22 protein-coding genes are annotated in these 25,829 nt (G+C 54.6%); 7 read left to right on the forward strand and 15 right to left on the reverse strand.

Annotation, left to right across the window (positions count from 1 at the left end; genetic code table 11):
• Positions 1–28 precede the first annotated feature (28 nt).
• The 13 genes from rdgC to FFI95_RS13115 form a co-directional block, all read right to left on the reverse strand.
• The gene (gene rdgC, locus FFI95_RS13055; RefSeq protein WP_144823195.1) at positions 29–955 is read right to left on the reverse strand and encodes a recombination-associated protein RdgC; all 927 of its coding nucleotides are present in this window, start codon (positions 953–955) and stop codon (positions 29–31) included.
• 19 nt (positions 956–974) lie between these two features.
• Positions 975–1,175: a DUF2788 domain-containing protein gene (locus tag FFI95_RS13060; protein WP_144823197.1), complete on the reverse strand. Its 201-nt coding sequence runs from the start codon at positions 1,173–1,175 to the stop codon at positions 975–977.
• Positions 1,176–1,200: 25 nt separating this feature from the next.
• Positions 1,201–1,971 (reverse strand): peroxide stress protein YaaA, encoded by a 771-nt coding sequence (gene yaaA / locus FFI95_RS13065; RefSeq protein WP_144823199.1) that lies wholly within the window; start codon positions 1,969–1,971, stop codon positions 1,201–1,203.
• Between the two features lie 13 nt (positions 1,972–1,984).
• Entirely contained in the window at positions 1,985–2,218 is a 234-nt protein-coding gene (locus FFI95_RS13070; protein ID WP_144823201.1) for a glutaredoxin family protein, read from the reverse strand.
• A complete protein-coding gene (locus tag FFI95_RS13075; RefSeq protein WP_144823203.1) occupies positions 2,218–2,967 on the reverse strand; it encodes a YciK family oxidoreductase in 750 nt (249 codons plus the stop codon). Before FFI95_RS13075 ends, FFI95_RS13070 begins: the two co-directional genes overlap by 1 nt.
• A gap of 56 nt (positions 2,968–3,023) precedes the next feature.
• The gene (locus tag FFI95_RS13080) at positions 3,024–3,686 is read right to left on the reverse strand and encodes an HAD family hydrolase (RefSeq protein WP_246069512.1); all 663 of its coding nucleotides are present in this window, start codon (positions 3,684–3,686) and stop codon (positions 3,024–3,026) included.
• Positions 3,676–4,392 (reverse strand): bifunctional 2-polyprenyl-6-hydroxyphenol methylase/3-demethylubiquinol 3-O-methyltransferase UbiG, encoded by a 717-nt coding sequence (gene ubiG / locus FFI95_RS13085; RefSeq protein ID WP_144823206.1) that lies wholly within the window; start codon positions 4,390–4,392, stop codon positions 3,676–3,678. Before ubiG ends, FFI95_RS13080 begins: the two co-directional genes overlap by 11 nt.
• 35 nt (positions 4,393–4,427) lie before the next feature.
• A complete protein-coding gene (locus tag FFI95_RS13090) occupies positions 4,428–5,768 on the reverse strand; it encodes a TRZ/ATZ family hydrolase (RefSeq protein WP_144823208.1) in 1,341 nt (446 codons plus the stop codon).
• 102 nt (positions 5,769–5,870) lie between these two features.
• Entirely contained in the window at positions 5,871–6,620 is a 750-nt protein-coding gene (locus FFI95_RS13095; protein WP_144823209.1) for a helix-turn-helix domain-containing protein, read from the reverse strand.
• On the reverse strand, positions 6,620–8,791 hold the full coding sequence (locus tag FFI95_RS13100; RefSeq protein ID WP_144823211.1) for a carboxy terminal-processing peptidase: 2,172 nt from the start codon (positions 8,789–8,791) through the stop codon (positions 6,620–6,622). Before FFI95_RS13100 ends, FFI95_RS13095 begins: the two co-directional genes overlap by 1 nt.
• Before the next feature lie 273 nt (positions 8,792–9,064).
• Positions 9,065–11,215: a 3-hydroxyacyl-CoA dehydrogenase NAD-binding domain-containing protein gene (locus FFI95_RS13105; RefSeq protein WP_144823213.1), complete on the reverse strand. Its 2,151-nt coding sequence runs from the start codon at positions 11,213–11,215 to the stop codon at positions 9,065–9,067.
• Positions 11,216–11,246: 31 nt separating this feature from the next.
• Entirely contained in the window at positions 11,247–12,455 is a 1,209-nt protein-coding gene (locus tag FFI95_RS13110; protein ID WP_144823214.1) for an acetyl-CoA C-acetyltransferase, read from the reverse strand.
• A gap of 184 nt (positions 12,456–12,639) precedes the next feature.
• On the reverse strand, positions 12,640–15,090 hold the full coding sequence (locus FFI95_RS13115) for a DUF349 domain-containing protein (RefSeq protein WP_144823216.1): 2,451 nt from the start codon (positions 15,088–15,090) through the stop codon (positions 12,640–12,642).
• 181 nt (positions 15,091–15,271) lie between these two features.
• Between FFI95_RS13115 and FFI95_RS13120 the strand changes: the two genes are divergently transcribed.
• The gene (locus tag FFI95_RS13120) at positions 15,272–15,763 is read left to right on the forward strand and encodes a regulatory protein RecX (RefSeq protein WP_144823218.1); all 492 of its coding nucleotides are present in this window, start codon (positions 15,272–15,274) and stop codon (positions 15,761–15,763) included.
• Here the strand turns inward: FFI95_RS13120 and mltF are convergent.
• A complete protein-coding gene (gene mltF, locus FFI95_RS13125; RefSeq protein WP_186312021.1) occupies positions 15,760–17,247 on the reverse strand; it encodes a membrane-bound lytic murein transglycosylase MltF in 1,488 nt (495 codons plus the stop codon). The genes FFI95_RS13120 and mltF overlap by 4 nt on opposite strands.
• A 314-nt stretch (positions 17,248–17,561) precedes the next feature.
• Between mltF and purL the strand changes: the two genes are divergently transcribed.
• Positions 17,562–21,467 (forward strand): phosphoribosylformylglycinamidine synthase, encoded by a 3,906-nt coding sequence (gene purL, locus FFI95_RS13130; RefSeq protein ID WP_144823219.1) that lies wholly within the window; start codon positions 17,562–17,564, stop codon positions 21,465–21,467.
• A gap of 413 nt (positions 21,468–21,880) precedes the next feature.
• Positions 21,881–22,192: a YqfO family protein gene (locus FFI95_RS13135; RefSeq protein ID WP_144823221.1), complete on the forward strand. Its 312-nt coding sequence runs from the start codon at positions 21,881–21,883 to the stop codon at positions 22,190–22,192.
• On the opposite strand, the gene FFI95_RS13140 is transcribed toward FFI95_RS13135, so the two are convergent.
• On the reverse strand, positions 22,187–22,750 hold the full coding sequence (locus FFI95_RS13140; protein WP_144823223.1) for an NUDIX hydrolase: 564 nt from the start codon (positions 22,748–22,750) through the stop codon (positions 22,187–22,189). The genes FFI95_RS13135 and FFI95_RS13140 overlap by 6 nt on opposite strands.
• 96 nt (positions 22,751–22,846) lie before the next feature.
• Here FFI95_RS13140 and FFI95_RS13145 point away from each other — a divergent pair, with 96 nt between their 5' ends.
• Genes FFI95_RS13145 through purT form a run of 4 tightly spaced genes read left to right on the forward strand, consistent with a single transcriptional unit; the run spans position 22,847 to position 25,428 of the window.
• Positions 22,847–23,428 carry an NUDIX hydrolase gene (locus tag FFI95_RS13145; protein ID WP_144823224.1) on the forward strand — a complete coding sequence of 194 codons (582 nt, stop codon included), beginning with the start codon at positions 22,847–22,849 and terminating at the stop codon, positions 23,426–23,428.
• 14 nt (positions 23,429–23,442) lie between these two features.
• Entirely contained in the window at positions 23,443–23,970 is a 528-nt protein-coding gene (locus FFI95_RS13150; RefSeq protein WP_144823226.1) for a gamma carbonic anhydrase family protein, read from the forward strand.
• Positions 23,971–23,982: 12 nt separating this feature from the next.
• Positions 23,983–24,165, forward strand: coding sequence for a DUF1289 domain-containing protein (locus FFI95_RS13155; RefSeq protein ID WP_144823228.1), 183 nt, complete (start codon positions 23,983–23,985; stop codon positions 24,163–24,165).
• Positions 24,166–24,216: 51 nt separating this feature from the next.
• Positions 24,217–25,428 (forward strand): formate-dependent phosphoribosylglycinamide formyltransferase, encoded by a 1,212-nt coding sequence (gene purT / locus FFI95_RS13160; protein ID WP_246069513.1) that lies wholly within the window; start codon positions 24,217–24,219, stop codon positions 25,426–25,428.
• The last annotated feature ends 401 nt before the right edge of the window (positions 25,429–25,829 follow it).

Below are 25,829 nucleotides of genomic sequence, written 5' to 3' on the forward strand. Positions count from 1 at the left end.
TTGTTAAAGGCGTCAGCGGCGCTTGTAATTACTCTTCAACAATGGCGGAACGATCTTCGCCCCCCAGGGCTTCCAGGAGCCCCGGGATCAGCTTCGACAGCTCAAGTGTCATGAGAGTGAAGGCGGCGTCAAACTTTGCGACGGCGTCATCTGTATCTACATCATCCAGCTGGTCCTGGAGTGTTTCTCCGAACTTCAGGCGGCGGATACCCAGTTCTTCATCCAGAACAAAGGACACGTTGTCATCCCAGGTTACTGCCAGTCTGGTAACCTGCATGCCCGCGTCCAGGTGATTACGGATTTCGTCTGCCTTCAGATCCAGTCCTTTACAGCGAACCACGCCACCATCTTCAGATGGATCTTTCAGCTCACACTCATCACCCAGCGCGATCATGCCTGGCAGGTCGATGGTCTCATTAAGCCATCCGGTGAAGGTAAAAGCGGGAGCCTGCTCCACAGCAGGCGGACGAACGGGAAGTGAACCCAGGCTCTTGCGCAGGGTTGAGGCCAGATCTTCCGCTTGCTTGGCGGAACCGGCGTCGACAACCAGTACACCATCCTCGGGAGCCAGGTACGCAAAACTCCGGCGGTTGCGCGAAAATGCCTGGGGCAGCATTTCCAGCGTGACCTGCTCCTTGATTTCGTCTTTTTCTTTGCGGCGTACCTTGCGGCCCTGCTCAACCTCAATCATCTCGGCTTTTTCTTCAACCGCTTCTTTGATCACTGGTCCGGGCAGAATTTTTTCTTCTTTGCGCAAGGCAATCAGGTGATAACCATTAGCACTGTGCACCAGCTGTTCGCCGTGCTTGCCAAGAGGGGGCACCCACCCCTGACGCGTGATTTCCTGAGGGCCACAGGGCTTGAATGCATCGCCGCTGAGCTTCTCTTCCAGCTCTTCTGCAGAGATGTTGAACGGTTTGGTAAAACGGAAAACGCGGGCGTTACGAAACCACATCAGGTTCGGTCCTTGTCTTTCATATTTGCATGATCTCTACGAGTACGGTTTTTACAATGAAGCCGACCACTCCGGCACCCAGCACAGTGAACAGGGCGAGGGTGCCGAACTTGCCGGCTTTTGATTTTTTGGCCAGATCCCAGACAATGAATCCCATCCAGCCAATAAGCCCTGTCAGAAGTACCAACATGGCTAACTGTGAAAAAACTGCTTCGCTCATGATTCGCTCCGGTTATTAACCTGGATTACTGTTCATCCCGGAGAAACACCCAGTTGTTTTCGTCGGACTGTTCCTCGCTGAAGTAATAGCCATCCAGGTCGAAGTCCTTGAGGTTGTTCGCATCCGTTATACGGTTCTGGATGGCGTAACGGCACATCAGGCCGCGGGCCTTTTTCGCGTAGAAGCTGATGATTTTGTACTGGCCATTCTTCCAGTCTTTAAACTGGGGGGTGATCAGCCGTCCTTCAAGCTCCTTTTTCTTCAGACTCCTGAAGTATTCGTTAGATGCGAGGTTGATCAACACTCCGTCATCCTGAGCCAGCAGACGATTGGTCTCCTGGGTAAGGCGGTCGCCCCAGAATGCATACAGATCTTTGCCACGTTTGTTCTCAAACTTTGTCCCCATTTCCAGCCGGTAGGGCTGCATCAGATCCAGTGGCTTAAGGAGTCCGTAAAGTCCGGACAGCATGCGCAGGTGTTTTTGCGCGAAGCTGAAGTCCTGCTCACTGAAGCTTTCAGCATCCAGGCCTGTGTAAACATCTCCCTTGAAGGCCAGAATGGCCTGGCGCGCGTTCTCGGGCGTGAAAGGGGTGTGCCAGTTCCGGAAGCGCTCTGCGTTGAGCTGGCCCAGCTTGTCGCTCACGCTCATCAGGTTGCTGATGTGATGCGGCTCCAGTTCTTTCAGCTGGTCTACCAACTCGCAGGCGTCGTCGAGAAAATCTGGCTGTGTAAAGGTTTCGGTTGCTAAGGGGCTCTCATAGTCGAGCGTTTTAGCGGGAGAGATAACCATTAACATGGCAGATAGTTCCTCATTGCAGAAACGTGAGTAACTGGTCCCGGGTGAACGGCCAGTCGAGTTCGTGTCCGGTATCGTTCCGGCGGAGTACCGGAATCCGGGTGCCGTACCGTTCGGTGAGTTCTTCTGATTGCGCAATGTCCACCACATCAACCGGAATCGGCGCAGGCATGGGAGTATTCACCAGCAGGGCTTCGGCAAGTTCACACAGGTGGCATTGCGACGTGGTGTAGAAGATCAGTTCCATTACTTTGGCTGGGCGTCGATTTGCTGGCCATTTACATCCGCACTGTCATTACCCATCAGGTACAGGTAAACCGGCATGAGCTCGTCCGGAGCCGGATTGTGTTGCGGGTTTTCTGCCGGATAGGCATGGGCCCGCATATTGGTTCGGGTGGCGCCCGGGTTCAGGCTGTTCACCCGTACATTATGCTGATCGTCTTCCAGCTCATCGGCCAGAAGCTGGCTCAGGCCTTCTACCGCAAACTTGGAAACAGCATAAGCACCCCAGTAAGCTTTGGCTGTGCGACCAACGCCAGACGAGGTAAAGATGACCGATGCGGCGTCTGATTTGCGCAGCAGCGGGATCATTGCCCGGCTTAGCAGAAACGGCGCCGTAGCGTTTACGTGCATGACCTTGGTCCAGAGCTCCGGATCGTACGTTTCCACTGGACTACGATCGCCCAGGATGCCCGCGTTGTGCAGCAGGCCATCGAGCTTCCCGAAATTGTCTTCCAGAGTCATGGCCAGTTCTTCATAGTCTTTTACCGCGGCACCTTCAAAGTTCATGGGCACAATGGCCGGCTTTGGGTGGCCTGCAGCTTCGATTTCATCGTAGACCGATTCCAGCTTGCTAACTGTGCGCCCTACAAGAATGACAGTGGCACCGTGTGCTGCGTAGGTTTTCGCAGCCGTGCGGCCAATTCCGCTGCCCGCGCCTGTTACCAGTATAATGCGGTCCTTCAGAAGATCAGCGGGTGCCTGATAGTCTTGCATAACCTGTCTCCGTGTCAGACTTAATAAGGTCAGAATAGATCAGTTTCAGAAGCCCGTTAGTGTAACAGTTTTGCAAGATCACTGACGGTGTCGGCAACAATGTCTGCTTGCCATAGGTCAACGGTCTCAGGCTCCTCAATATAACCATAACGTACTGCAATGGTTTTCATACGGGCATTGCGACCGGCTTCGATGTCTCTCTGATGATCCCCCACATACACCGTCTGTTCCGGCGCAGCTCCGATTTGGGTGCAGGCGAGAAAAAGCGATTCCGGATGTGGCTTACGGTCTGTCACATGGTCGGGGCACACCAGCGAAGCACAGCGGTCTGCCAGGCCGAGCGCCTGAATCAGCGGGGCGGCAAAACGCTCGGGTTTGTTGGTTACAATGCCCCATGGGATACCCCTTTGCTCCAGCGACAGAAGCAGAGGGTTCATACCTTCAAAAAGCCGGGTTTCAACCGCAACGCCCGCTTCGTACAAGTCCAGAAACGCGGTGTGCTTGCCTGAGAAGTCCGGATGCTCCGGTTCCAGGCCAAAGCCAACCCGTATCATCGCCCGGGCACCATCGGATACAGAGCGTCTTATCTGCTCTGCCGGCAGCGCAGACAGTCCGTGTTGCTGGCGCAGCAGGTTCAGGCAGCGGATGAAGTCCGGTGCTGTGTCTATGAGGGTGCCATCCAGGTCAAACAGTACGGCTGACGGTTGTTCAGTGATCACGGACATCCCGGGCATGCATCAGGTAGTTTACATCCACATCCCGGCCAAGCTTGTAAGACCGGGTAATGGGGTTATAAGTCATGCCGGTGAGCTCACGGACATCCAGACCCGCGTGGCGAAGGTAGTCCGACATTTCTGACGGGCGGATAAATTTTTTCCATTCGTGGGTGCCTTTAGGGAGCATGTTAAGCATGTATTCCGCACCAACAATGGCAAACAGAAAGGACTTCGGGTTCCGGTTGATGGTGGATACAAACAAGTGCCCCCCTGGTTTAAGCAAGGCTGCACAGGCTTTGATAATTGATCCCGGGTCGGGTACGTGCTCCAGCATTTCCAGGCAGGTGACAACGTCATATTGGCCGGCATGCTCTGGATCCCGGGCCAGTTCTTCAACAGTGGTCTGCCGGTAATCTACTTCAATACCGCTTTCCAGGCCGTGTAAGCGGGCAACAGCCAAAGGCGCTTCGCCCATATCAATTCCCGTGACGTGCGCGCCACGCAGTGCCATGCCTTCGGAGAGCAGTCCGCCGCCACAGCCGATATCGGCCACTCGCTTGCCGGCGAGTGCTGCGCGTTCGTCAATATAGTTCAGTCGCAACGGGTTGATATCATGCAGTGGTTTGAATTCACTGCTGGGGTCCCACCAGCGGCTGGCCAGCGCTTCAAACTTGGCGATTTCGTTACGGTCGACGTTCTGGTTTGTCATGGTATGTTCTGCCTGGTCAATCTGTCGGAATTCGGTTAGCTGGCCTGTTGTGCACGGATTTTACCACCCCAGTCCTCAACTCGAAGCATAAGATCGGGTACATCGATCCGGGTTAACCTGCCATCCTGCACCTGAGGTACCCCGTTGATCCAGCTATGGCTTACAGCCCGGCCATGGTTGCTGTACACAAGATGCGACGCAGGGTCATAAACCGGTTGTATAAACGGATCGCTCAGGTCTATGGCAATAATGTCAGCAAGTTTGCCCGCAACCAGTGAGCCCAGTTCGTGGTCCCGCCCCAGTGCTTTGGCACCGTTCAGGGTAGCCATCTGTAAGGCCTGATGCGCTGTGAGCGCAGAGGCATCGTTAGCAACGGCTTTTGCAACCATTGCCGCGGTGCGGGCTTCGCCAAACAGGTCCAGGTCATTATTACTGGCAGCGCCATCTGTGCCCAGCGCAAGATTCACGCCTTCCTGCCATAAACGGTGGGCAGGGCAAAGACCACTGGCAAGCTTGAGGTTGGATTCGGGGCAGTGAATGACATGGGCACCAGAGTCTGCAAGCAGCGAGATATCCTGGTCGCTGACCTGAGTCATATGGACGCACTGGGTGTTTGTGCCCAGAACGCCAAGCGCTGCAAGACGCTCCGCAGGACGCTGCCCCCGGGTTTCTATGGCGTCGGCAACCTCAAAAGCCGTTTCATGAAGGTGAATCTGTAACCGGGCGCCGGTTTTTTCGGAGAGTTCCCTGGCCTCCACCAGGGGAGCGTCCGAGACCGTGTAGGGCGCATGAGGTCCGATGGCAGGCATAATGTAGCTGCTGTCTTTCCATGTATTGATCAGCGCCTCGCCTTTACTCAGGTACTCCTCCGGACCGGCTCCCCATACTGTTGGAAAATCCAGAAGTGGAAAGCACACCTGCGCGCGCATACCACTGTCATGGGCTATCTGGGCCACAATTTCCGGGAAAAAGTACATGTCCGAGAAAGTGGTGGTGCCGGTTCGCAGCATTTCTGCCATCGCCAGTTGAGTGCCGTCAGCAATAAACTGTTCACTGACAAAGCGACCTTCTGCGGGCCAGATGTGGTCGTTCAGCCATGACATCAGGGGCAGGTCGTCCGCCAGGCCCCGGAACAGGGACATGGCTGCGTGGCCATGCATGTTGATCAGCCCGGGCATCACAACATGATCCGGAAGATCTATCACTTCGCGGGCGTGGACTTCACGGTCTGCATCCGGTATCGGCAAAATAGCGGCAATGCGGGTGCCCTGGATAATAACGGCCTGATGCTCCAGTACAGCTCCGGATGGTTCAATGGGAATCAGCCAACGCGCATTGATGCGGATATCAGCTGCGGTAATGGTATCTGCCGTCATTAGCCCTGCCTTGTGGTGCTGGTGATGGCTTGCCTGCGGGTGAGCGAGGGGCCATCGGACAATGTAACAAGGCCAGTGAGTATAACCTCTGTGCGACGTTCTTTACATGCCTCCCTGGTTCTCCCGGGTGAGGCTGTCGCGGAGCTCCGCCACCTGCTTCTCCTGATCCTCCGCAAAGTGCAGTGACATTTCAAAGCTCTGCCGGGTGAATTCCAGTACCTTGTGAAACCCTTCATCGGAGAGGGTGCGGGCTGAGTCATGACGACGAAAAATGTTGATGAACTCCCGTTCTCTTTCAAACTGAAGTGATACTTTGGCGACACCCCAGTCGTTCAGAATCTGCCAGACCTCGGGATTATAGTTCCGTGTGGTTCGCATGATAAAGGGGATGGGGTCATTGCGGGCAATCAGTGCCGCCAGACGGAGAATCAGTTCGAAGGAGAGAGTCTTTGTGCCATTTTCAATGGCTTCAAGAACGGATTTGTCGCGTAAATTCAGGGCTTCGCTCATTTCCGCCAGGGTCAGGCCCGCCACCTCGCGGATATCCCGGATGGAGTTGCCGGCTAAAAGCATGGCCCGGAGCTGATCCTGAGAGTTGACCAGCGCCCGGCCTACCTGCAAAGACCTGTCTGTAGCGCGGACCCCGAAGCGCAGGGCTGATCCGGTGAGGCTGGCGAGCCGGTCAAAGATATTTTCAGTCACTTTTTCCGGCTCGGATGGCTCGCGCAGGTCATCCAGCGCTTCCTGGGAACGCATGGCATGAAGAGCATCGAGCAGCATGTCCTGTAGCGCCCGGGCTTTATTGCCCAGCTCCGGGTCGCTGGCCGGCCGCTTCTCGTTGTCCGGGTCCATCAGGGGGTATCCGCTTGTGCTGCAATCTGTTGCGGGGTGAGTATAGACGCCATACGTTTATCCAGCTCCAGCATATCCGCCATAATGTCGCCGCCTTCCCGGATCACAAAGTCCAGTTCGTCATCCGTTGAGTCCAGGTCCGCAGCCTGTTGATCCTGCCAGTCGTCCAGCTCCTCCAGAGACTCGAAAGGCTCTTCACCCCGCAATTCCCGGCGCGCGTTGGCAATGGTCAGCCGAGTGGTTTCAATTTGTTCCTGCCGGGTGGTGCGTTTGTCCAGGTTAAGGCTGACAGTCTTTCTCTGTCGCTGCTCCTTGAGGAAGTCAATTTCCTGTTGCAGGAGCCTGAACTCCGGGCTTGTTGCAAAGCGGTCTTCATGACGGCTGCGGAGTTCGTCGATAATGCCACTGAAGTCAAAGTAGCGGGTATGGGGTACAGCGTCTATCTGGTCCCAGGGAAGGGCTCTGTCCAGGGCGTCCTCCCCAATCCGTGTTTTATCGATGCGCGAAGGAATCTCGATGTCAGGAATAACACCTTTGTGCTGCGTGGAGCCTCCGGATACCCGGTAGAATTTTGACTGTGTGATTTTGAGTTGCCCGTGGTTGAGTGGGCGTACAGCCTGCACGGTGCCTTTGCCGAAGGTTTGCGAGCCAACGACCAGCCCGCGGCCATAGTCCTGTATGGCACCTGCAAATATCTCCGAAGCCGAGGCGCTCATGCGGTTGGTCAGAACAACCAGCGGGCCATCATAAGCAACAGAGGCATCTTCATCTTTGAGAACCTGAACCTCGTTGTTGGAGTTACGGATCTGTACGGTGGGACCGGTATCAATGAACAGGCCAACAAGATCGTTGGCTTCGTGCAGGGCACCGCCACCGTTATTGCGTAAGTCCATGACCAGGCCATCTACACCGCTCTGTTTCAGCTCTGAAATCAGCTTTCGGACATCACGGGTGGTGCTTTTGTAGTTGGGGTCGCCCGCCTGCATAGCACGAAAATCCGCATAAAATGTAGGGATGGTGATGACCCCGACCGAATAGGTTTCGCCATTGCGGTCTAATTCGATGATGTCTTTACTGGCACTTTGCTCTTCAAGCTTAACTTCATCGCGGCTGATGGAAATCGACCTGGTAAGGGTTTCATCAGCGGCGCTGGCTGGAACAACTTCCAGCGTAACCACTGAATTGCGAGGGCCGCGAATCAGGTCAACCACTTCGTCCAGGCGCCAGCCAATCACGTTCACCGGCTTTTCGCCTTCCTGGGCAACCGAGACAATCCGGTCGGCGGGTTTAAGCTGGCCCTGTTTGGCAGCCGGGCCTCCCGGTACCAGCCGGACGACCTTGGTGTATTCGTTGTCTGCCTGCAAAACCGCGCCAATCCCTTCAAGGGACAAGCTCATGTTGATGTTGAAGTTTTCGGATGTTCGCGGCGAAAAGTAGGATGTGTGTGGATCCCACATGCCAGTGAAGGCGTTCATGTAAGCCTGAAATGCATCTTCGCTGCGAGCCTGGGTGGCACGTTTAAGCTGCCCCTCATAACGCCGACGGAGCGTTTCCGCAATCGCGTCGTCATCAGCCCCGCTGAGGCGCTGAGCCAGAACGGCGTTCTTGATACGCTTTGTCCATAACGTATCGAGCGCTTGCGTATCCGGCGCCCATTCTGCTTCGGAGCGATCAACCAGAATGGTTTCGTCCGATGAGAAATCCAGTTCCCCGATGCCGGCATCAAGGGTGTCGAGAGCGAACTCAAGGCGTTCTATGATGCGTTTCTGCACCAGGTTGTAGATATCAAAGCCTGGTTGTAGCTGACCGGTTTTAAGAGCGGGGCCGAGCCGGTTCCGGGCCTTGTCCAGCGCCTGGATGTCATTTTGCGTCAGGTAAATCCGCTGACCATCCAGGTAACTCAGGTAGGCATCAAACACATCCCCGGAAAGCTCGTCACTGATCCCCATGTCGCGGAAGTGAGTGAACTGTAGTTGTCTGGCAATCAGGATATTGGCCCGGGCCTGGTCAATCGTTGGCGCGACCGGCGAATACGTTTCGGGCTCGACCGCCTTTGCCTGAACCCCGAATGGTGCTGACAGAAGCAGGGCGACAGCGAGCGCTTTACAGACACCCATCCTGCCGGCAGCGATCGGGGCGCGGCGGGCGGAGGTTTTTTCGGCGATGGTCATAGAGACATACCTGACAATGCTGGGCGCCGGCCAGGCAGGCCTGGAACCGGGAAACCCGTGGGCTTATGGATTTATTGTAGGCAAGGGCTACATCCGTTGCTATAGGTATCACGTATTGGTTCGTGACAATCTGTCCATGAATCTTACAGGCAATCAGCGTGAAAGTGCTAAAAAATCAACAGCTTTGGAGAGAGATTCAGCAAAACAGAGAGTATAAAGCAACGGGGCGAGTAAAAGCCGGCGGAGCGATTATACGTCTCCACCGGCCGTGTTTCAGGTAAGGGGCTTATTCTGTTCAGCGTGGTCGAGCAGCAGCTGGGGTGGGGTGAAGCGCTCGCCGTAGGCGTTTGCCAGCTCACTGGCCCGCTTGGTGAAGGCCCTCACGCCGTACTGGTTGATGAACTGTATGGCGCCGCCAGTCCAGGGGGCGTAGCCAATGCCAAAGATACTGCCGATATTGGCATCTTCCACGGTTCGCAAAACGCCTTCTTCCAGACACCGGACGGTTTCGATGGCCTGAATGAACAGAATGCGGTCTTGCAGCTCCTGCAGTTTCGTCTGGCGAGCTTTGGTGACGTCCACGTAGAGTGACTCAAGTTCGGGCCACAGGTACTTCTTGCCTTTTTCCGGATACTCATAAAAGCCGGCTCCGGCAGCTTTGCCCTTACGCCCATGGTCGTCAACCATCTGGTCGATGATGGCCTCGGCCGGGTGCGCGTCCCACTGACCGCCAGCGGCTTCCACGTCTTTGCGGCTCTGGGCGCGGATATGCTGCATCAGTGTCATGCTGACTTCATCAGAGATGGCCAGGGGGCCAACCGGCATGCCTGCCAGCAAACCGGCATTCTCAATGCTGGCCGGGTGAATCCCTTCACCAAGCATGCTGATCCCCTCGTTTACAAAAGTGCCGAAAACCCGGGATGTGAAAAAACCACGGCTGTCATTCACAACCACCGGAATCTTGCCGATCTGCTGCACGTAATCAAAGGCTTTTGCCAGAGTTTCGTCCGAGGTTTTCTCGCCTACAATGATCTCTACAAGCATCATTTTGTCGACCGGAGAGAAAAAGTGCAGTCCAATAAAGCTTTCCGGCCGGGCGGAGGCTTCAGCCAGTTGAGTAATGGGGATGGTGGAAGTGTTTGACGCGAAAAACCCGTTTCTAACCAGTCTGGGCTCGGCTTCGGCGGTCACTTTCGCCTTCAGGTCACTGTCCTCAAACACAGCTTCGATGACCAGATCGCAACCGTCCAGGTCGGCGGCAGAGTCTGTGGCTGTGATTCGATTGAGAACGTCCGCTTTTTTCTCTTCAGTCATACGCCCGCGGCTGACTTTTTTCGCCAACAGGTCTTCAGAGTAACGCTTACCTTTCTCAGCGTTTTCCTTGGAAACATCTTTAAGGACCACTTCAATGCCGCGGCTGGCGGTTGAGTAGGCAATGCCTGCCCCCATCATCCCGGCACCCAGTACGCCGACTTTTTTGAAGGTTTCTGTATCTGTGCCCTTGGGGCGGCTGCCACCGGCGTTAATGTCATTCAACTGGAACCAGAAGGTGCCTGTCATGTTCTTGGCAACCTGGCCAATGGCCAGCTCGGCAAAATACCGGGTTTCGATCAGGCTGCCGTTGTCAAAATCGACCTGAGCGCCTTCCACCGCTGCGGCCATGATGCGTTCGGGGGCGGGATAACAGCCCTTGGTTTTCTGCCTGAGCATGGCCGGTGCAATCGCCAGCTTTTGTGCCATGGCCGGGTGGTGGGGGACGCCGCCGGGCATTTTGTAGTCTTTTTTGTCCCAGGGCTGCTGGCTCTTGGGATTGGCATCAATAAAGGCCCGGGCCTTGGCCATCAGCTCGTCCCGAGTGTCAGCCAGTTCGTCTATAATGCCAGCCTTGAGAGCGGCATCGGGGCGGAGTTTTTTGCCTTCCATCAACAATGGGAAAGCGGCTTCCAGGCCAATCATGCGGGGCAGGCGTTGGGTGCCGCCGCCTCCCGGAAGCAGGCCCAGAGTCACTTCCGGAAGCCCCAGCTGAATGCGGTTGTCATTCATTACGATGCGGTGATGGCAGGCGAGGGCAATTTCGAGGCCACCCCCAAGCGCTGTGCCGTTGACTGCAGCGACCACGGGCTTGCCGAGAGTTTCCAATGCGCGCATCCGGGCTTTCAGGTTGTTAACCCGGTCTTCAAACGCCTGGGCATCGTCTTGGGTGACTTTGTGGAGTTCAGTCAGGTCGCCACCCGCGAAAAAGGTTTTCTTGGCTGAAGTAACAATGATGCCGCGAATGTTGTCCAGGTTGTCCTCAACCCTGGAAACGGCTTCGTCGAAGGCCTCGCGGAAGGCTGCATTCATGGTGTTCGCAGACTGGCCTGGCATGTCGATGGTGAGGGTCAGGATCTGATCAGACCCCAATTCGTAGCGGATAGCACTCATAATCGGTTCTCCTTACAGAAAAAGTGTGGGGTCAGACCCGTTCGATGATGGTGGCAATGCCCATGCCGCCACCGACACAGAGGGTTGCCAGCCCAAAGCGCAATTCACGGCGTTCAAGTTCGTCCAGCAGGGTACCCAGGATCATTGCGCCAGTGGCGCCGAGCGGGTGCCCCATGGCGATTGCACCGCCGTTCACGTTCACTTTTTCATCAGGAACCGATAGCTCCTTCTGGAAGCGCATTACCACTGAGGCAAAGGCTTCGTTTACTTCAAACAGGTCAATCTGATCAACGGTCATGCCGGCTTTTTCCAGAGCCTTGAGAGACGCCGGAGCAGGGCCGGTGAGCATGATAGTCGGGTCGGTACTGGTGACCGCCGTGGCAACAATACGAGCACGGGGTTTGAGCCCCATTTCCTTACCTTTTGCCTCGCTGCCAATCAGGATACCGGTTGCACCGTCTACCATTCCGGATGAGTTGCCGGCGTGGTGTACATGGTTGATCTTTTCCACGTAGTGGTATTTTTCACGGGCCACACTGTTAAAACCCATTTCTCCCATCATCTGGAAAGAAGGCTTAAGGCCCGAAAGCGACTCAATTGTGGTGTCGCCTCGGACGTGCTCGTCACGATCCAGAATGACGACACCGTTCTGATCGGTGACAGGTATGATCGATTTGGCAAAGTGACCGTTCTGCCATGCATTTGCGGCTTTTTGCTGGGACTTGACTGCGAAGCCGTCAACGTCTGTACGGCTGAAGTCTTCCAGTGTTGCAATAAGGTCGGCACCAATACCCTGAGGCATAAAGCCGGTGTGCATATTGGTATGCGGGTCCATGGCCCAGGCGCCACCGTCGGATCCCATGGGTACCCGGGACATGGACTCAACGCCGCCGGCAACAACCAGGTCTTCCCAGCCTGAGCGGATTTTCATGGCTGCGAGGTTGACGGCCTCCAGCCCGGAAGCGCAGAAACGGTTGAGGGTAACGCCTGATACTTTTTCGTCCCAGTCCGCTGCAAGTGCCGCTGTTTTAGCAATGTCGGCTCCCTGATCACCTATGGCGGTAACACAGCCCAGCACAATGTCATCGACGTGCGACGTGTCCAGGTTGTTCCTCTGCTGCAGGGCGTTCAGTACAGTGGTCAGCAGCGAAATGGGTTTAACGCTGTACAGTAAGCCATCCTTTTTGCCACGCCCTCTGGGTGTGCGGACCGCATCGAAGATATACGCCTCGGTGGTCATTGTTATTCCTCTGGTTGTTATTGCCTGAGTGTGAGCCTGAAAATCACACCATAGCCTGTTGGCTACAGAGTGTGTAATGACGCTGCCTGCCAATCGGATTAGCAAAACTGCTCAGAGCACAAAAAGAAAACCCCCGGTTACTGCTTGTCGCAGCCGGGGGTTATTCGTATATTGAGCCAGGCGGTCAGCCCGCAGTCAGGTTGTCCAGGGCAGTATTCAGGCGGCTTGCCAGCATAGGGTCCGCACCGCTCTCATCAGCCTTGACGCACCAGCCGGCGACCAGGCCTTCAACGCTTTGCAGGGCATCCTCTTCTTTATCCGCAGTTCCCATTCCTTCAGTCAGGCGGCGGACCTGTATCTCCATGCGCTTTTCCTTGTCGGCATCCGGGGATGCTATTCCGGCAAGAATTTCAGCACGGATCACGATTTCCTGGTCATCAAGCTCACTGGTCTCTGCCGAGAGCTGTGTCCATTTATCGGGCAGGGCATCTGGCTGAATGTCGCCTTCTGTGCGGGCGAGCACAAGCGATTGCCACTTCCGGATGCCGGCTTTCAGTTGCTGCTCAGCCGCTGCCTGTTCAAGCCGCTGTTTTTCTTGCTGAACTTTTTCTTTCATCGGTGCTGATAGCAACGAGGTATTAACACTGTTCAGCGAAGCAATGGCCTGTGTCAGTGACTGCTCGTCCTGGTCGTAACTGACCGCTGTCGCGTCCTGAAGCAAGGCCGTCGCCTCGGAGTCGGCTTCTTTTGTGGCTTGTTGCTGCTCGGACCGTCGGGCATCCCGGCGGGCGAAAATAGCATCACACGCTTTGCGGAAAGCCTGCCAGAGTTTACGGTCTTCCCTGTGCCGGGTGATGCCAACTGATTCCCAGTCTGCCTGCAGGGCTTTTGCCTTATCCATGGCCTCTTGCAGTGGCTCGTGTTCAATCAGGGCTTCTGCCTGCTCAACAATTTCCTGTTTCAGTGCCTCGTTTCTCTGGCGCTCCTGATCAATAGGTGCTTCCAGTTGTCTGAGGAGAGAGTCAAATTGTTTCTGTACCTGGCGGTTCTCACGGAACTCGATTGGCCAGGCTTCTTTCCATTCCTGACGGGCGGTTTGCAAAATACGCTCTACCGCTTTCCACTCGATTGCAGTCCAGTCAGCTGCGTTCAGGAAATGCTCCAGTTCCGCACAAATCGCTTTCCGCTTTTCCAGGTTGGCCTGTTTCAGACCGGACTTGGCTTTAAAGTAGGCTTTGCACGGCTCGTAGGCTTTATCGGACGCCTGTTTGAACCGGGTCCACAGGGCCCGGTTGGAAGACCCGCCCAGATCACGCCATTCTTTCTGCAGCTCTTTTATGCGTTCAGACTTGGCTTCCGGCTCCATGGGCTGCTCTGCCAGGTACTCCATTTGCTCGCACAGAGCGATTTGTTTGGGTTCCGTTGCAAACCCCTGCCAGTCTGTCAGCTCCCTCAGCTGGCCTGTAAGAAGCTGGATCCGCGACTGAAAGGCTTTGCCGTGGCGCTGGTCAAGTGCCCTGAAGTGTTGCTGCGCCGTTTTCAGTAACTGGCGGGATTGCCGAAGCTGATTAGCTTCAAGCGCCTCTTCCAGCTGGCTCAGTATGGTCTTCAGGTTGTCTGCTGTGGCCTGCTGTTGTTTCTGGTCTTCACTGTTGCGAGGGGGAGTTTTGGGCTTTCCGGCCAGTTTGCGAACAGACTGCAGGCTCTCGGGCGCCGGAAACCCTTCCGGCCAGTTGATTTCTTTCACTAACGCCTCTGCGCGCGCACGGTCGTCAGGCGTTGCATCCTGATACGTCACCGCACTGACAGACTGAAGAGATTCCTGTAACTGGTTGAGTTGGCGCACGGCGTTAATGTAATTACGCAGTGCCATCATCGATGTTTCGTAGGCTTTTTGGTGTGTCTTCTCAACCTGGGTGTCCCGGGTGGCCTCCAGCCAGCGGTTTTCCTGGGTTTTCTGCAGGGCGTCCAGTGACGCCACACTGTCTACAGGCTGGCGCCTGAGATCTTCCAGTGTCCTGCTGATAACGTCCAGGGTTTCTTCCCGCTGGCGCTTTTGCTCTTGCAGCTGTGCCTCGGCTGCCTGAGCTGCCTCCATCCCGGAGAGTCTTTCCCGACAATGGTGGATCGACTCAAGAAAAGCGCTCAACTGGTCAGGTGTCGCGTGGGGCTCAACCTCGGCCCATTGCTTGAGTAGAGCCTCCAGGCGCGCACCGTAAAGTTTTGTGTCATCGCTTTTTGCCTGTTCCCTCGCGTGACGGGTCAGCATCGTAATCGTGTCTGCGATCGACTGCTGACGTGCCTGCTCCTCCCGGATGTCCTGTAGCTTCTGTCGAGCTACCTGATACACACCTTTGTCACGGCCTTTTGCCTGTTTATGTACACGTTGCAGAACGCTTTCGTCCTGCAGAATATTGACCGCTCTGATTCGAATGTCTGCCGTTAGGCCTTCGACGGCGAGGCTGGCAGCAACATTCTGGTCGGGGTTTGCTTCAAGTTTCTGCAACTGCTCTTCACGTAACTCTGCCCGCTTGTCTGTTTCGGGGTCCGCTTTCGGCTGTTCGGGTATGTGTGCTTTCCGATCCGGAGCGGCGGGTTTGCGGGATTTGAACAGTTTCTGGAAGAATGCAGCCATGTAGATATCCTCAGGAATGAAACCAGTCTGCGGTGTCAGGCAGGTTATGCCAGCACCGGACATCGGCATTTTTCAATATGAAAAGAGCCGGATACTGTTATTGCCAAGGCCAGTAAGGCCTTACGTGCCTTGGTGACCGGACACAGTCTAGCGCTTTGTAAGCATTTGCGGGAAGGGGTAAATGATAAAACAGGAAAACAGCAATAATCAGGAACACAAAGCGCGCTCAGTGGCCCTGAGGCTGCTGGCACGTCGAGAACACAGTCGTTTTGAACTAGTGATGAAGCTTCGGAAGCGCAAGCTGGAGGATCGGGTTATTTCGTCGGTTCTGGATGAGTATGAACTTGAAGGCTGGCTGAATGACGCACGCTTTGCGGATGTGTACTCACGCCAGCGAATAGATCAGGGCTATGGCCCCCTAAAAATCCAGGCCGAGCTACAGCAGCGTGGAATTCACACTGCACCTCCCTGTGTTACAGAGCTTGCGGATGCAGACTGGGTCCGAAACGCGGTTCTGTTGCGGGAGAAGCGTTTTGGTCTGGCGGACGTGAGTAACGACTGGGATGAGAAGGTCCGGCAGGCACGCTTTTTCAACCGCAGAGGGTTTACGGCCAGCCAGGTAGAGCGGGCACTTGAGGTGTGTGAGCCGTTTGCGCCGGATTCTGAATTCTAAAGTGTAGGCGGTATGATGCCCAGCTCCGGGGGCAGGCTGGCTCTCATATCTGCTCCTTTTTCGGAAGCCCCCTCGGCAGAGTCTTCGTCAGGACCGGGATTTGCCTTGTCGGCCAGAGATCCTTCTGCCGTGATATCTTCGACCGGGTCCAGCACTCGCGCCAGAACATCGTAGTAGCGGCGAATGTTCTGAACGTAAAGAACTGGCTCATGGCCGCGGGCATATCCAAAACGTGTTTTCTTGTACCATTCTTTTTGCGCCAGCAACGGCAGAAACTCTTTAACGTCCATCCAGCGGTCCGGGTCTTTGCCGGCCCCTTCAGTAAGTCTGCGGGCGTCTTCCAGGTGCCCGTATCCCACATTATAAGACGCCAGCGCAAACCATGTGCGGTCGGGCTCATCAATGCGTTCAGGTATCTTCTGGTGAACCATCTGGAAGTATTTCGCGCCCCCCTGAATGCTTTCTTCTGCATCCAGGCGGTTATTGATTCCAATGTAGTCCGCCGTATTGCGGGTCAGCATCATTAGCCCGCGAACACCGGTCGGAGAAACTGCATTCGGCCGCCAGTGGGATTCCTGGTAACCGATAGCGGCAAGCAGACGCCAGTCCATGTTGAAAGTGGATGCGTACTCCTGAAACAGAGTCTTGTAATCGGGCAGTCGGTTGTCCACGTGATGCATGAAGGTGCGCGCACCTACATAGTTCAGATGGTCCAGGTGGCCATAAAAACGCTCTGCAAGCTGTGCAATGGTGCCATTTTTGTGCATCTTTTTTATGAACGCGCTGGCGGCGCTCAGCAACGAGTCGTCCTGGGCTGCCGGCAATAACCATGCGAGCTCTTTCGACGCACCCAGTGCAAAAGCCTCTTTTACCTGGGGATAAAATACATGGCTGAGTTCCAGTTCATTAGAGGAGATAACCGCATAGGAGAACTCGCCGCTTTCAACCCGGGCGAGAATGCCGGCAGCGTCCAGACCAGGGTGCATTTGCCAGGAAATGCCCGGCACCTGGTCGGTAAGGGTAGGTAACCGGTATTCATGGTTACTGTCGGATACCAGGTGCAGAGTCTTATCGGTAAGGTCGGAGAGAGACTCAGGCCGCTCTGCGTCCCGGTTATAGACTAAAATTGATTGTGCCGTAATGCCGGTTGGCAGGGCTTTATACTGGTTTTCAAACAGGGGCTGGTCTGACAGTCCGGCAAGTCCGATGTGCGCAAAATTCCGGGAAAGAACGGAGAGTACTTCGGTGTTGTCATCTGCAATTCGCAACCGAAGCTCAACGCCAAGCTCTTCAGCAAAGAGTTTCGCCAGCTCATAGTCATAACCGGTAGGGCCTTCGTGTCCTTCGTAGTAGATAGAAGGCGCGACCCGGGTGATAACGTGCAGCACCCCTTCATTGCGAATTTCCTGCAACGTACTTGGCTGGCTGCATCCGGCAAGGGTGAGCACAGCCAGAAGACAGGCGAGCGGTAATGTATAAGCCATTGCTGCGTTGTATGCAGGCAGGATTCTGAGCAAGTCCCTGTTCTCCGTTAGCGCTGAGTCGTCAGGGTGAGTAAAGACGGGTTGCACCCTGTAGCTTTTGCGTGCGGGCTCCATGCCCACACACGTATGATCCCTGCTGGTTGAAGACGGGTCAATAAAGTTGATTAATGGTTACCCAAGACATTGTTAATTGTATTCTCTGTGAATAAGCACTCGGGTCGCTGTATCCCGGCACGGCTTTCAAGTATGATATGCGCCTTTTCAGAATGCATCCGGACTTTCCCCTTTTCTTCGCGCGATTACAGGTTGATAACATGCTTGAACTTCGCGGCGCACCCGCGCTTTCGCCCTTCCGCTCTCGTAAACTGTACGCCAGAATTCAGGCGATTGTTCCCGAGATTGAACACGTATATGCAGAGTTTATGCACTTTGTGGATCTGGAAGGTTCTCTTTCAGTTTCTGAGCAGGCCGTTCTGGACCGGTTGTTGACATACGGCCCCAGTGTGCCGGTTGAAGAGCCGGATGGCGTGCTGTTTCTTGTCGTGCCCCGCCCGGGAACACTGTCTCCCTGGTCAAGTAAAGCAACCGATATTGCCCGCAACTGTGGCTTACGCCAGATCCATCGCATTGAGCGCGGCACTGCATTTTATATCAAATCACGGAAAAAACTGGGACTGGACCAGCGCGAAAAGGTCGCTGCACTGTTGCACGATCGCATGACTCAGAAGGTTTTCCATGAGATGGGCGGCGCTCAGCTTCTCTTCAGTGACGAAGAACCGCGTCCTCTTGAGCGGGTTCCGGTTCTTGCTGAAGGTCGCAAAGCGCTGGTCGAAGCAAACCAGACGCTGGGGCTTGCACTGGCAGATGACGAAATTGACTATCTGGTGAAGTCATTCCTCGGGCTGCAGCGAGACCCGACCGACGTCGAGTTGATGATGTTTGCGCAGGCGAACTCGGAGCATTGCCGCCATAAAATATTTAATGCGTCCTGGGATATTGATGGCGAAGGGCAGGAGAAATCACTGTTTGCCATGATCCGTAACACCTTCGAGATGAACAGCGAAGGCGTGCTGTCGGCGTATAAGGATAATGCGTCGGTTATTCGTGGCAGTCGGGGTGGCCGGTTCTTCCCGGACCCGGTGACCGGGGTATACGGATACAACCAGGAAGACATCCACATTCTCATGAAGGTGGAAACCCACAACCATCCGACTGCGATTGCACCAGCAGCAGGTGCGGCGACCGGGTCCGGTGGCGAGATCCGTGATGAAGGCGCAACTGGCCGGGGCTCCAAACCCAAGGCCGGGCTCTCGGGTTACACGGTTTCCAACCTCAACCTGCCGGATGACCCGCAGCCCTGGGAAATCAACTACGGCAAGCCGGACAGAATCGCCTCTGCGCTGGATATCATGATTGAAGGGCCGGTGGGCGGTGCGGCCTTCAATAATGAGTTTGGTCGCCCCAATCTCACTGGTTATTTCCGTACCTTCGAAGAAAAAGTGGCCGGACCTGCTGGTGATGAGGTGCGCGGTTACCACAAACCCATCATGATTGCGGGTGGCCTGGGGAACATTCGCGAAGAGCATGTGGAGAAAGGAAATATACCCGCAGGCGCAAAGCTCATTGTTCTGGGTGGGCCCTCCATGCTTATCGGTCTTGGAGGAGGCGCAGCGTCTTCCATGGATTCTGGGACCAGTAACGAGAACCTTGATTTTGCCTCGGTACAACGCGACAACCCGGAAATGGAGCGTCGTTGCCAGGAAGTCATTGATCGCTGCTGGCAGATGGGCGAGGACAACCCCTTGTGCTTCATCCATGATGTGGGCGCCGGTGGGCTTTCGAATGCTATGCCGGAACTGGTCAAGGACGGTGGTCGTGGCGGAAAGTTCGAGCTCAGGGATATTCCCAGCGATGAGCCGGGGATGTCGCCGCTGGAGATCTGGTGCAATGAGTCTCAGGAGCGCTATGTTATGGCAGTTGCTCCTGAGAACCTGGATAAGTTTGATGCTCTGTGCCGCCGGGAACGCTGCCCCTATGCAGTCATTGGTGAGGCAACAGAGGCTCACCACCTTGAGCTGAGCGATTCTTATTTCAATAATAAGCCGGTGGACCTGCCGATGGATGTGCTGTTTGGCAAGCCGCCTCGCATGCATCGCAGCATCAGTCGCACTACGTTTACCAAGCCGGTATTTGATGCTGCCAGGATTGATCTGAATGAAGCCGTGAGCCGGGTACTGCGGCTGCCAGCGGTCGGTTCCAAGAATTTTCTGATCACTATTGGTGACCGCACAATTACCGGGCTTGTTGCCCGGGATCAGATGGTTGGCCCCTGGCAGGTGCCGGTCAGTGATGTGGCTGTAACCGCAAGCTCTTTTGATGTCCTGGCCGGTGAGGCCATGGCAATGGGGGAGCGTACACCGGTTGCTACGATTGATTCTCCGGCATCTGGCCGGATGGCAGTCGGGGAAGTCATTACCAACCTTGCGGCAGCGGCGATTGATCAGCTGTCTGATATCCGCCTGTCAGCAAACTGGATGGCGGCCGCTGGTCACCCGGGTGAGGATGAAAACCTCTACGAAACCGTACGCGCCGTTGGCATGGAGCTGTGTCCTGAACTGGGTATTACCATTCCTGTGGGTAAGGACTCCATGTCCATGAAAACTGCATGGGAGGGTGAAGACGGTGATGAGAAGAGTGTAACGGCACCTCTGTCTCTGATCGTCAGTGGGTTTGCACCTGTTACGGATGTGTCACGTACTCTGACACCGCAACTTGTCACTGATGCCGGCGAAACCGACTTGATCATGATTGATCTGGCAGCAGGTCAGAATCGTCTGGGTGGTTCTGCATTGGCACAGGTGTACAGGCAGATCGGTGCGGTAGCACCTGATCTTGATGACCCGGAGGACATCAAGGCTTTCTTTGCGGTTATTCAGGGCCTGAACAGCGATAACAAGCTCCTGGCGTACCACGATCGTTCCGACGGCGGTCTGTTTGTAACCGTTGCAGAGATGTGCTTTGCGGGGCGTACTGGCGCAGATATCCGCCTGGATGGCCTTGCAGATGAGCACGGCCAGATTGCGCAGGAGCTGTTTAATGAAGAGCTGGGCGCCGTTATACAGGTGCGCAGGGAAGATACAGACTTTGTTCTGCAGCAGTTCTCGGCAGCCGGGCTGGATGACCATGTCAATGTGATAGGCACATTGAATGATAATGATCGCTTGCGTCTGATTTTTGAGGGTGCCGCAGTTATAGACAACACCCGGACAGAGCTTCAGCGTCTGTGGTCAGAAACCAGCTACCGCATCCAGTCCCTCAGGGACAATGCAGACTGTGCCCTTGAAGAGTTTGATAATCTGCTGGATGCAGAGGATCCGGGGCTGCATGTAAGCCTCACATACGATGTGAACGAAGACGTTGCTGCGCCGTATATCAATACAGGAGCACGACCCAGAGTTGCGGTTATGCGTGAGCAGGGCGTTAACGGGCAGGTTGAAATGGCAGCAGCGTTTGATCGTGCTGGTTTTGAGTCTGTTGATGTTCACATGAGTGATCTGCTTTCCGGGCGGGTCAGTCTGGATACGTTTAACAGCCTTGTGGCCTGTGGCGGGTTCTCATACGGTGACGTGCTGGGCGCAGGTGAAGGCTGGGCCAAGTCGATACTGTTCAATGACCGTGTGCGGGATCAGTTCGCAGCATTTTTCAATCGCCAGGATACTCTCGCACTGGGTGTGTGTAATGGCTGTCAGATGCTGTCCAATCTGCATGAGTTAATCCCGGGTAGCGAGGGGTGGCCTCGCTTTGTTCGCAATCAGTCTGAACAGTTCGAAGCAAGGCTGGCAATGGTTGAGGTAACGCCATCACCTTCAGCCTTCCTTGATGGAATGGCGGGGTCGCGTATGCCAATTGCTGTGGCCCACGGTGAAGGTAAAGTTGAGTTCTCCGGGGCAGGCTCTGCTGACAGGTTGGCAGAGAGTGAACGAATAGCGTTGCGGTTCGTGGATAACAGGGGGCAGCCCACTGTGCGCTACCCATACAACCCGAACGGATCGCAGGCTGGCATCGCTGGCGCTACCACTCAGGATGGTCGCATTACAATCATGATGCCTCATCCAGAGCGAGTATTCCGGGCCGTTCAGCACTCATGGCGACCTGACGGTTGGCAGGAAGATGGCTCCTGGATGCGTATGTTCCGTAATGCCAGGCGTTGGTTCGGTTAAGAGCAGTTGTAATATAAAGCCGGCTTTGGCGGGGACTTCAGAAAAGTCCTTTGCCGGGGTCGGCTTTTTTGTGTCCGCTGGTTGGCGTTTTAGGTTTTTTCAAGCTAAAAATGTCACATTATTAGCAAAATACCCCTTGACTCAGTTTATTTATGCACATTGAAGCGGGTGGGCTGTGTGTTCTGTGAACAGTGTCGCTTATGAGTGCGTGGATCTTGGCCAGGCACTGTAATGCCTTGAAACATAAGAACTATATTTATCAGGTGAATTTGTCGCCAATTTAAGGTGAGAGCAGTAAATACGGGCTTTAGCGAGAGGTTCCCCGAAACTTTCCCCAGAGTTATCCACAGAATCTGTGAGTAAGTTTCTAAGGGGTTGAGCGGCCCCGAAAACAAGCGTCTTCAGGAGGAAATATGTATAAATTATGTTATTTCGTACCAGAGACACATCTGGAGAAAACCAAACACGCGCTCTTTGAGGCCGGGGCCGGGCGCATTGGAGATTATGATTCCTGTGCATGGCAATGCCGTGGTCAGGGGCAGTTTCGCCCCCTTGAGGGCAGCAACCCGCACTTGGGTGTTCATGATGCGTTGGAGGTCGTGGATGAGTTCAGAGTGGAACTTGTATGCCGAGATGAGCTAATCCACAAAGCAGTTGCTGCGCTGAAGCAGGCTCACCCATATGAGGAGCCTGCTTACGAAGTTTATCGGATGGAGGAGTTATAGGTCGTCTTTAATACGTGGCTTGGTCATAGGATGGCGGATACTGCGTACATGAACGTCAAAGGAGTTGCTTTTCAGGTCTTCGAGAAACAGCTCGAGTGTTTTTCGGACTGTGGGAAAGGATATGTCGTCCCAGGGGATCTCGTCCACGGCGAACAGGCAGCTTTCGAGGGATTCCTCTCCGGCCCCAAACAGGCCATCTTTCAGGGTGGCCCGGTAAAACATGTGTACCTGGTTTATGTGTGGGACATCAATAATGGAGTAAAGCCCTTCAATATTGACCCTGGCCAGAGCTTCTTCAAGCGTTTCACGCTCGGCAGCCTCAACGGTGGTTTCCGAGTTTTCCATATAGCCTGCCGGAAGGGTCCAGTAACCGTATCGCGGCTCGATTGCACGCCGGCAGAGCAGGATTTTTCCTTCCCAAACCGGTACTGTACCCGCAATAATGCGAGGGTTCTGGTAATGTATCGTGCTGCAGTTAACGCACACATAACGGTGGCGGTTGTCGCCTTCGGGGATGCGCTGTTTAACCAGGTGGCCGCAGGTGCTGCAGTACTTCATGTTTTTCCCCGTATGCTTGAATTAGTGGAGTGCACAGTTTAATGATCTTGGCAGCTACTGTCTCATTCAAAGCCGGATTTGCCCAGGAGCACGGATGTGCGTGACTTACTTGTACAGCGTTTGACTGGTTATGCACCCCGGACGCTCGACCTGGATTATCCTGAAGCGGGCATTCTGGTGCCGGTTACTGATGATCCGGGTAATCCTGAAATGATATTCACATTGCGCTCGGCAAACCTGAGCACCCATCGCGGCCAGGTTGCCTACCCTGGAGGTAAGCGCGACCCTGAAGATTCATCTCTGGCCGCCACTGCTTTACGTGAGACCCATGAAGAGATAGGTCTGCCGCCAGAACAGGTGGAGCTCATAGGCCCACTCGGTCAGGTCATGTCACGCTATGGAATTCTGGTGTCGCCCTACGTAGGGGTGGTGCCAGAAGATCACCCACTGGACCCTAATCCGGACGAGATTGAAAGCATATTCCGCGTACCACTTTCTTTCTTTCTGGAGGACCGCCGCGAGCGCACCGACGTATTACATTTTATGGATCATACTATTCATGTGCCTTGCTATCGCTGGGAACGCTATCAGATCTGGGGATTGTCCGCGGTGGTTCTGGTCGACTTTCTTAACGCTGTGTACGATGCCGGTATAGATATGCGTCAACCCGGTACTTAATTAAGGAAAACTTCATGTTGTATGAACTGGAAGATCGTGCGCCCGAGCTGCACGGAGATGGTCAGTTTGTTGCCTTCAACGCAACGGTTATAGGCAATGTTGCACTGCACGAGAAATGCAGCATCTGGTTTAACGTTGTGATCCGTGGCGATAATGAGCTTATTACAATTGGTCCGGAAACCAATATACAGGATGGTTCGGTTCTTCATACAGATCCCGGCCTGCCGCTGACCCTGGGCAGGGGAGTTACGGTGGGTCATAAAGCCATGGTTCATGGTTGTGAGGTAGGGGATTATTCACTGATTGGAATCAATGCGGTGGTGCTCAATGGCGCCAAAATCGGGAGCCACTGCCTTATCGGGGCTAACACTCTTATACCCGAAGGGATGGTCGTTCCTGATGGGTCTTTGGTTATTGGTGCTCCCGGCAAGGTGAAGCGTGAGCTGGGGGAGGATCAAAAGAAAATGTTAGAGCTCAGTGCGGCACATTACGTGCACAACGCCAGTCGTTATATGAAAAGCTTTAAAGCCATAAAAGCATGAGGTGTTTGTAGCGTGGTTACGGAGGATAGGGTTCACTCGCCTTGTGTCAGTATTTGTGCTCTGGATGAGGATGATGTGTGTATTGGTTGCCAGCGCACGGGTGATGAAATCACACGCTGGGCTTCAATGAGCAACTGTGAGCGCAAGGCGGTGCTTGAAAAGGTTGCTGAGCGTGAGCAGGCAGTTGCACTTTAATGGAACACCGAGGTGTCTGGCATGGTGGCCAGAAATGCTGGAGGATCGGATTTGACTAGCGCTGGTGAAGTTACGCTGGGAACGCCCCTGAAGGAAAGTGCCTATAAGGTGCTGCTGTGTGGGTCGGGTGAGCTTGGTAAAGAGGTTGCGATTGAGTTGCAGCGCTACGGTGTTGAGGTGATTGCAATTGATCGTTACGCGAATGCACCGGCAATGCAGGTGGCGCATCGTAGTCATGTAATAGACATGCTGGATGCAAGCGCACTCAGGAGTATTGTGGAGTTTGAAAAGCCGGATCTTGTTGTTCCCGAAATAGAGGCGATTGCTACAGCAGAGTTGGTGGCGCTGGAAGAAGAAGAAGGGTATACGGTTATACCTTCTGCCAGGGCTGTACACCTTACAATGAACCGGGAGGGGATCCGGCGTCTGGCGGCGGAAGAGCTCGGGCTGAGCACCTCACCTTACCGTTTTGTTGACACAAAAGAGCGGTTTGTCGAGGCTATAACAGCGATTGGGCTACCGGTTGTTGTCAAACCGGTCATGAGCTCGTCGGGTAAAGGGCAGAGCACCATTACTGATGAAAGTCAGATCGAGGCTGCCTGGGCCTATGCCCAGACCGGCGGGCGGGCCGGCGAGGGGCGGGTGATCGTGGAAGGATTTGTGCCATTCGATTACGAAATTACATTGCTCACGGTAAGGCACAAGGGTGGCGTTAGTTTTTGTGCCCCCATCGGCCATCGTCAGGAGGATGGTGATTATCGGGAGTCCTGGCAGCCACAAAGTATGGGTGCCAGAGCGCTTGAGCGATCGAAAGAGGTTGCCATGAAAATCACGGAAAACCTGGGTGGTTACGGTGTCTATGGTGTTGAGCTGTTTATCGATGGTGACAATGTCTATTTTTCAGAGGTGTCGCCCAGGCCCCATGATACCGGACTTGTGACGCTGATCTCCCAGGACATGTCTGAGTTTGCTTTGCATGCGCGCGCAATACTGGGTTTGCCAATACCGGCAATTCGCCAACAGGGGCCCTCAGCTTCTGCGGTTATACTACCGGAAGGTGAATCTTCAGATGTTACCTTTAGTGGCCTGGATCAGGCGCTTGCCTTGCCGGATGTTCAGTTGCGCTTGTTTGGTAAGCCCGAGCTTTCGGGGCGCCGCAGGATGGGCGTAGCTCTGGCCAGAGGTGAGACCGTGGAGGATGCTAAAGAGAAAGCTGTGGCTGCAGCCAGCTCAATTGAGGTCAGGTTAGTTAGTCCTTCCTGAACAAATTGAAATTAATTTTGTGACGCAGTTGACACAGTCAGGAAAGGCTGTAGAATGCGCATCTCGGTTGAGGGGGTGCCCCAGGGCATCAGCAGCAACCGGTCGCAACCAGTTGAAAGCTTTAAGAATTTAATTTGAAGTTTTGGTTGACGAAGTGATTTGAAGCTCTATAATAGAAGCTCTGATCACAGGCAGTCGTTTAGGTTTTCAGGTTTAAGTCTCTATTAAATCTTTTAAAATAAACGGTTGACAAGGCGGCGAATCGATGTAGAATACGCCACCTCGATTGAGCAACAGCTCAAACGCTCTTTAACAAGTTGACCAAGTAATTCGTGTGGGCGCTGGCTGGAGTATTTCGGCAAGAAATACCAAGGCAGCGACTCGTCGAAATTGAGTTTTGT

The organism is Marinobacter piscis (assembly GCF_007671655.1).
Taxonomy (GTDB): Bacteria; Pseudomonadota; Gammaproteobacteria; order Pseudomonadales; family Oleiphilaceae; genus Marinobacter; species Marinobacter piscensis.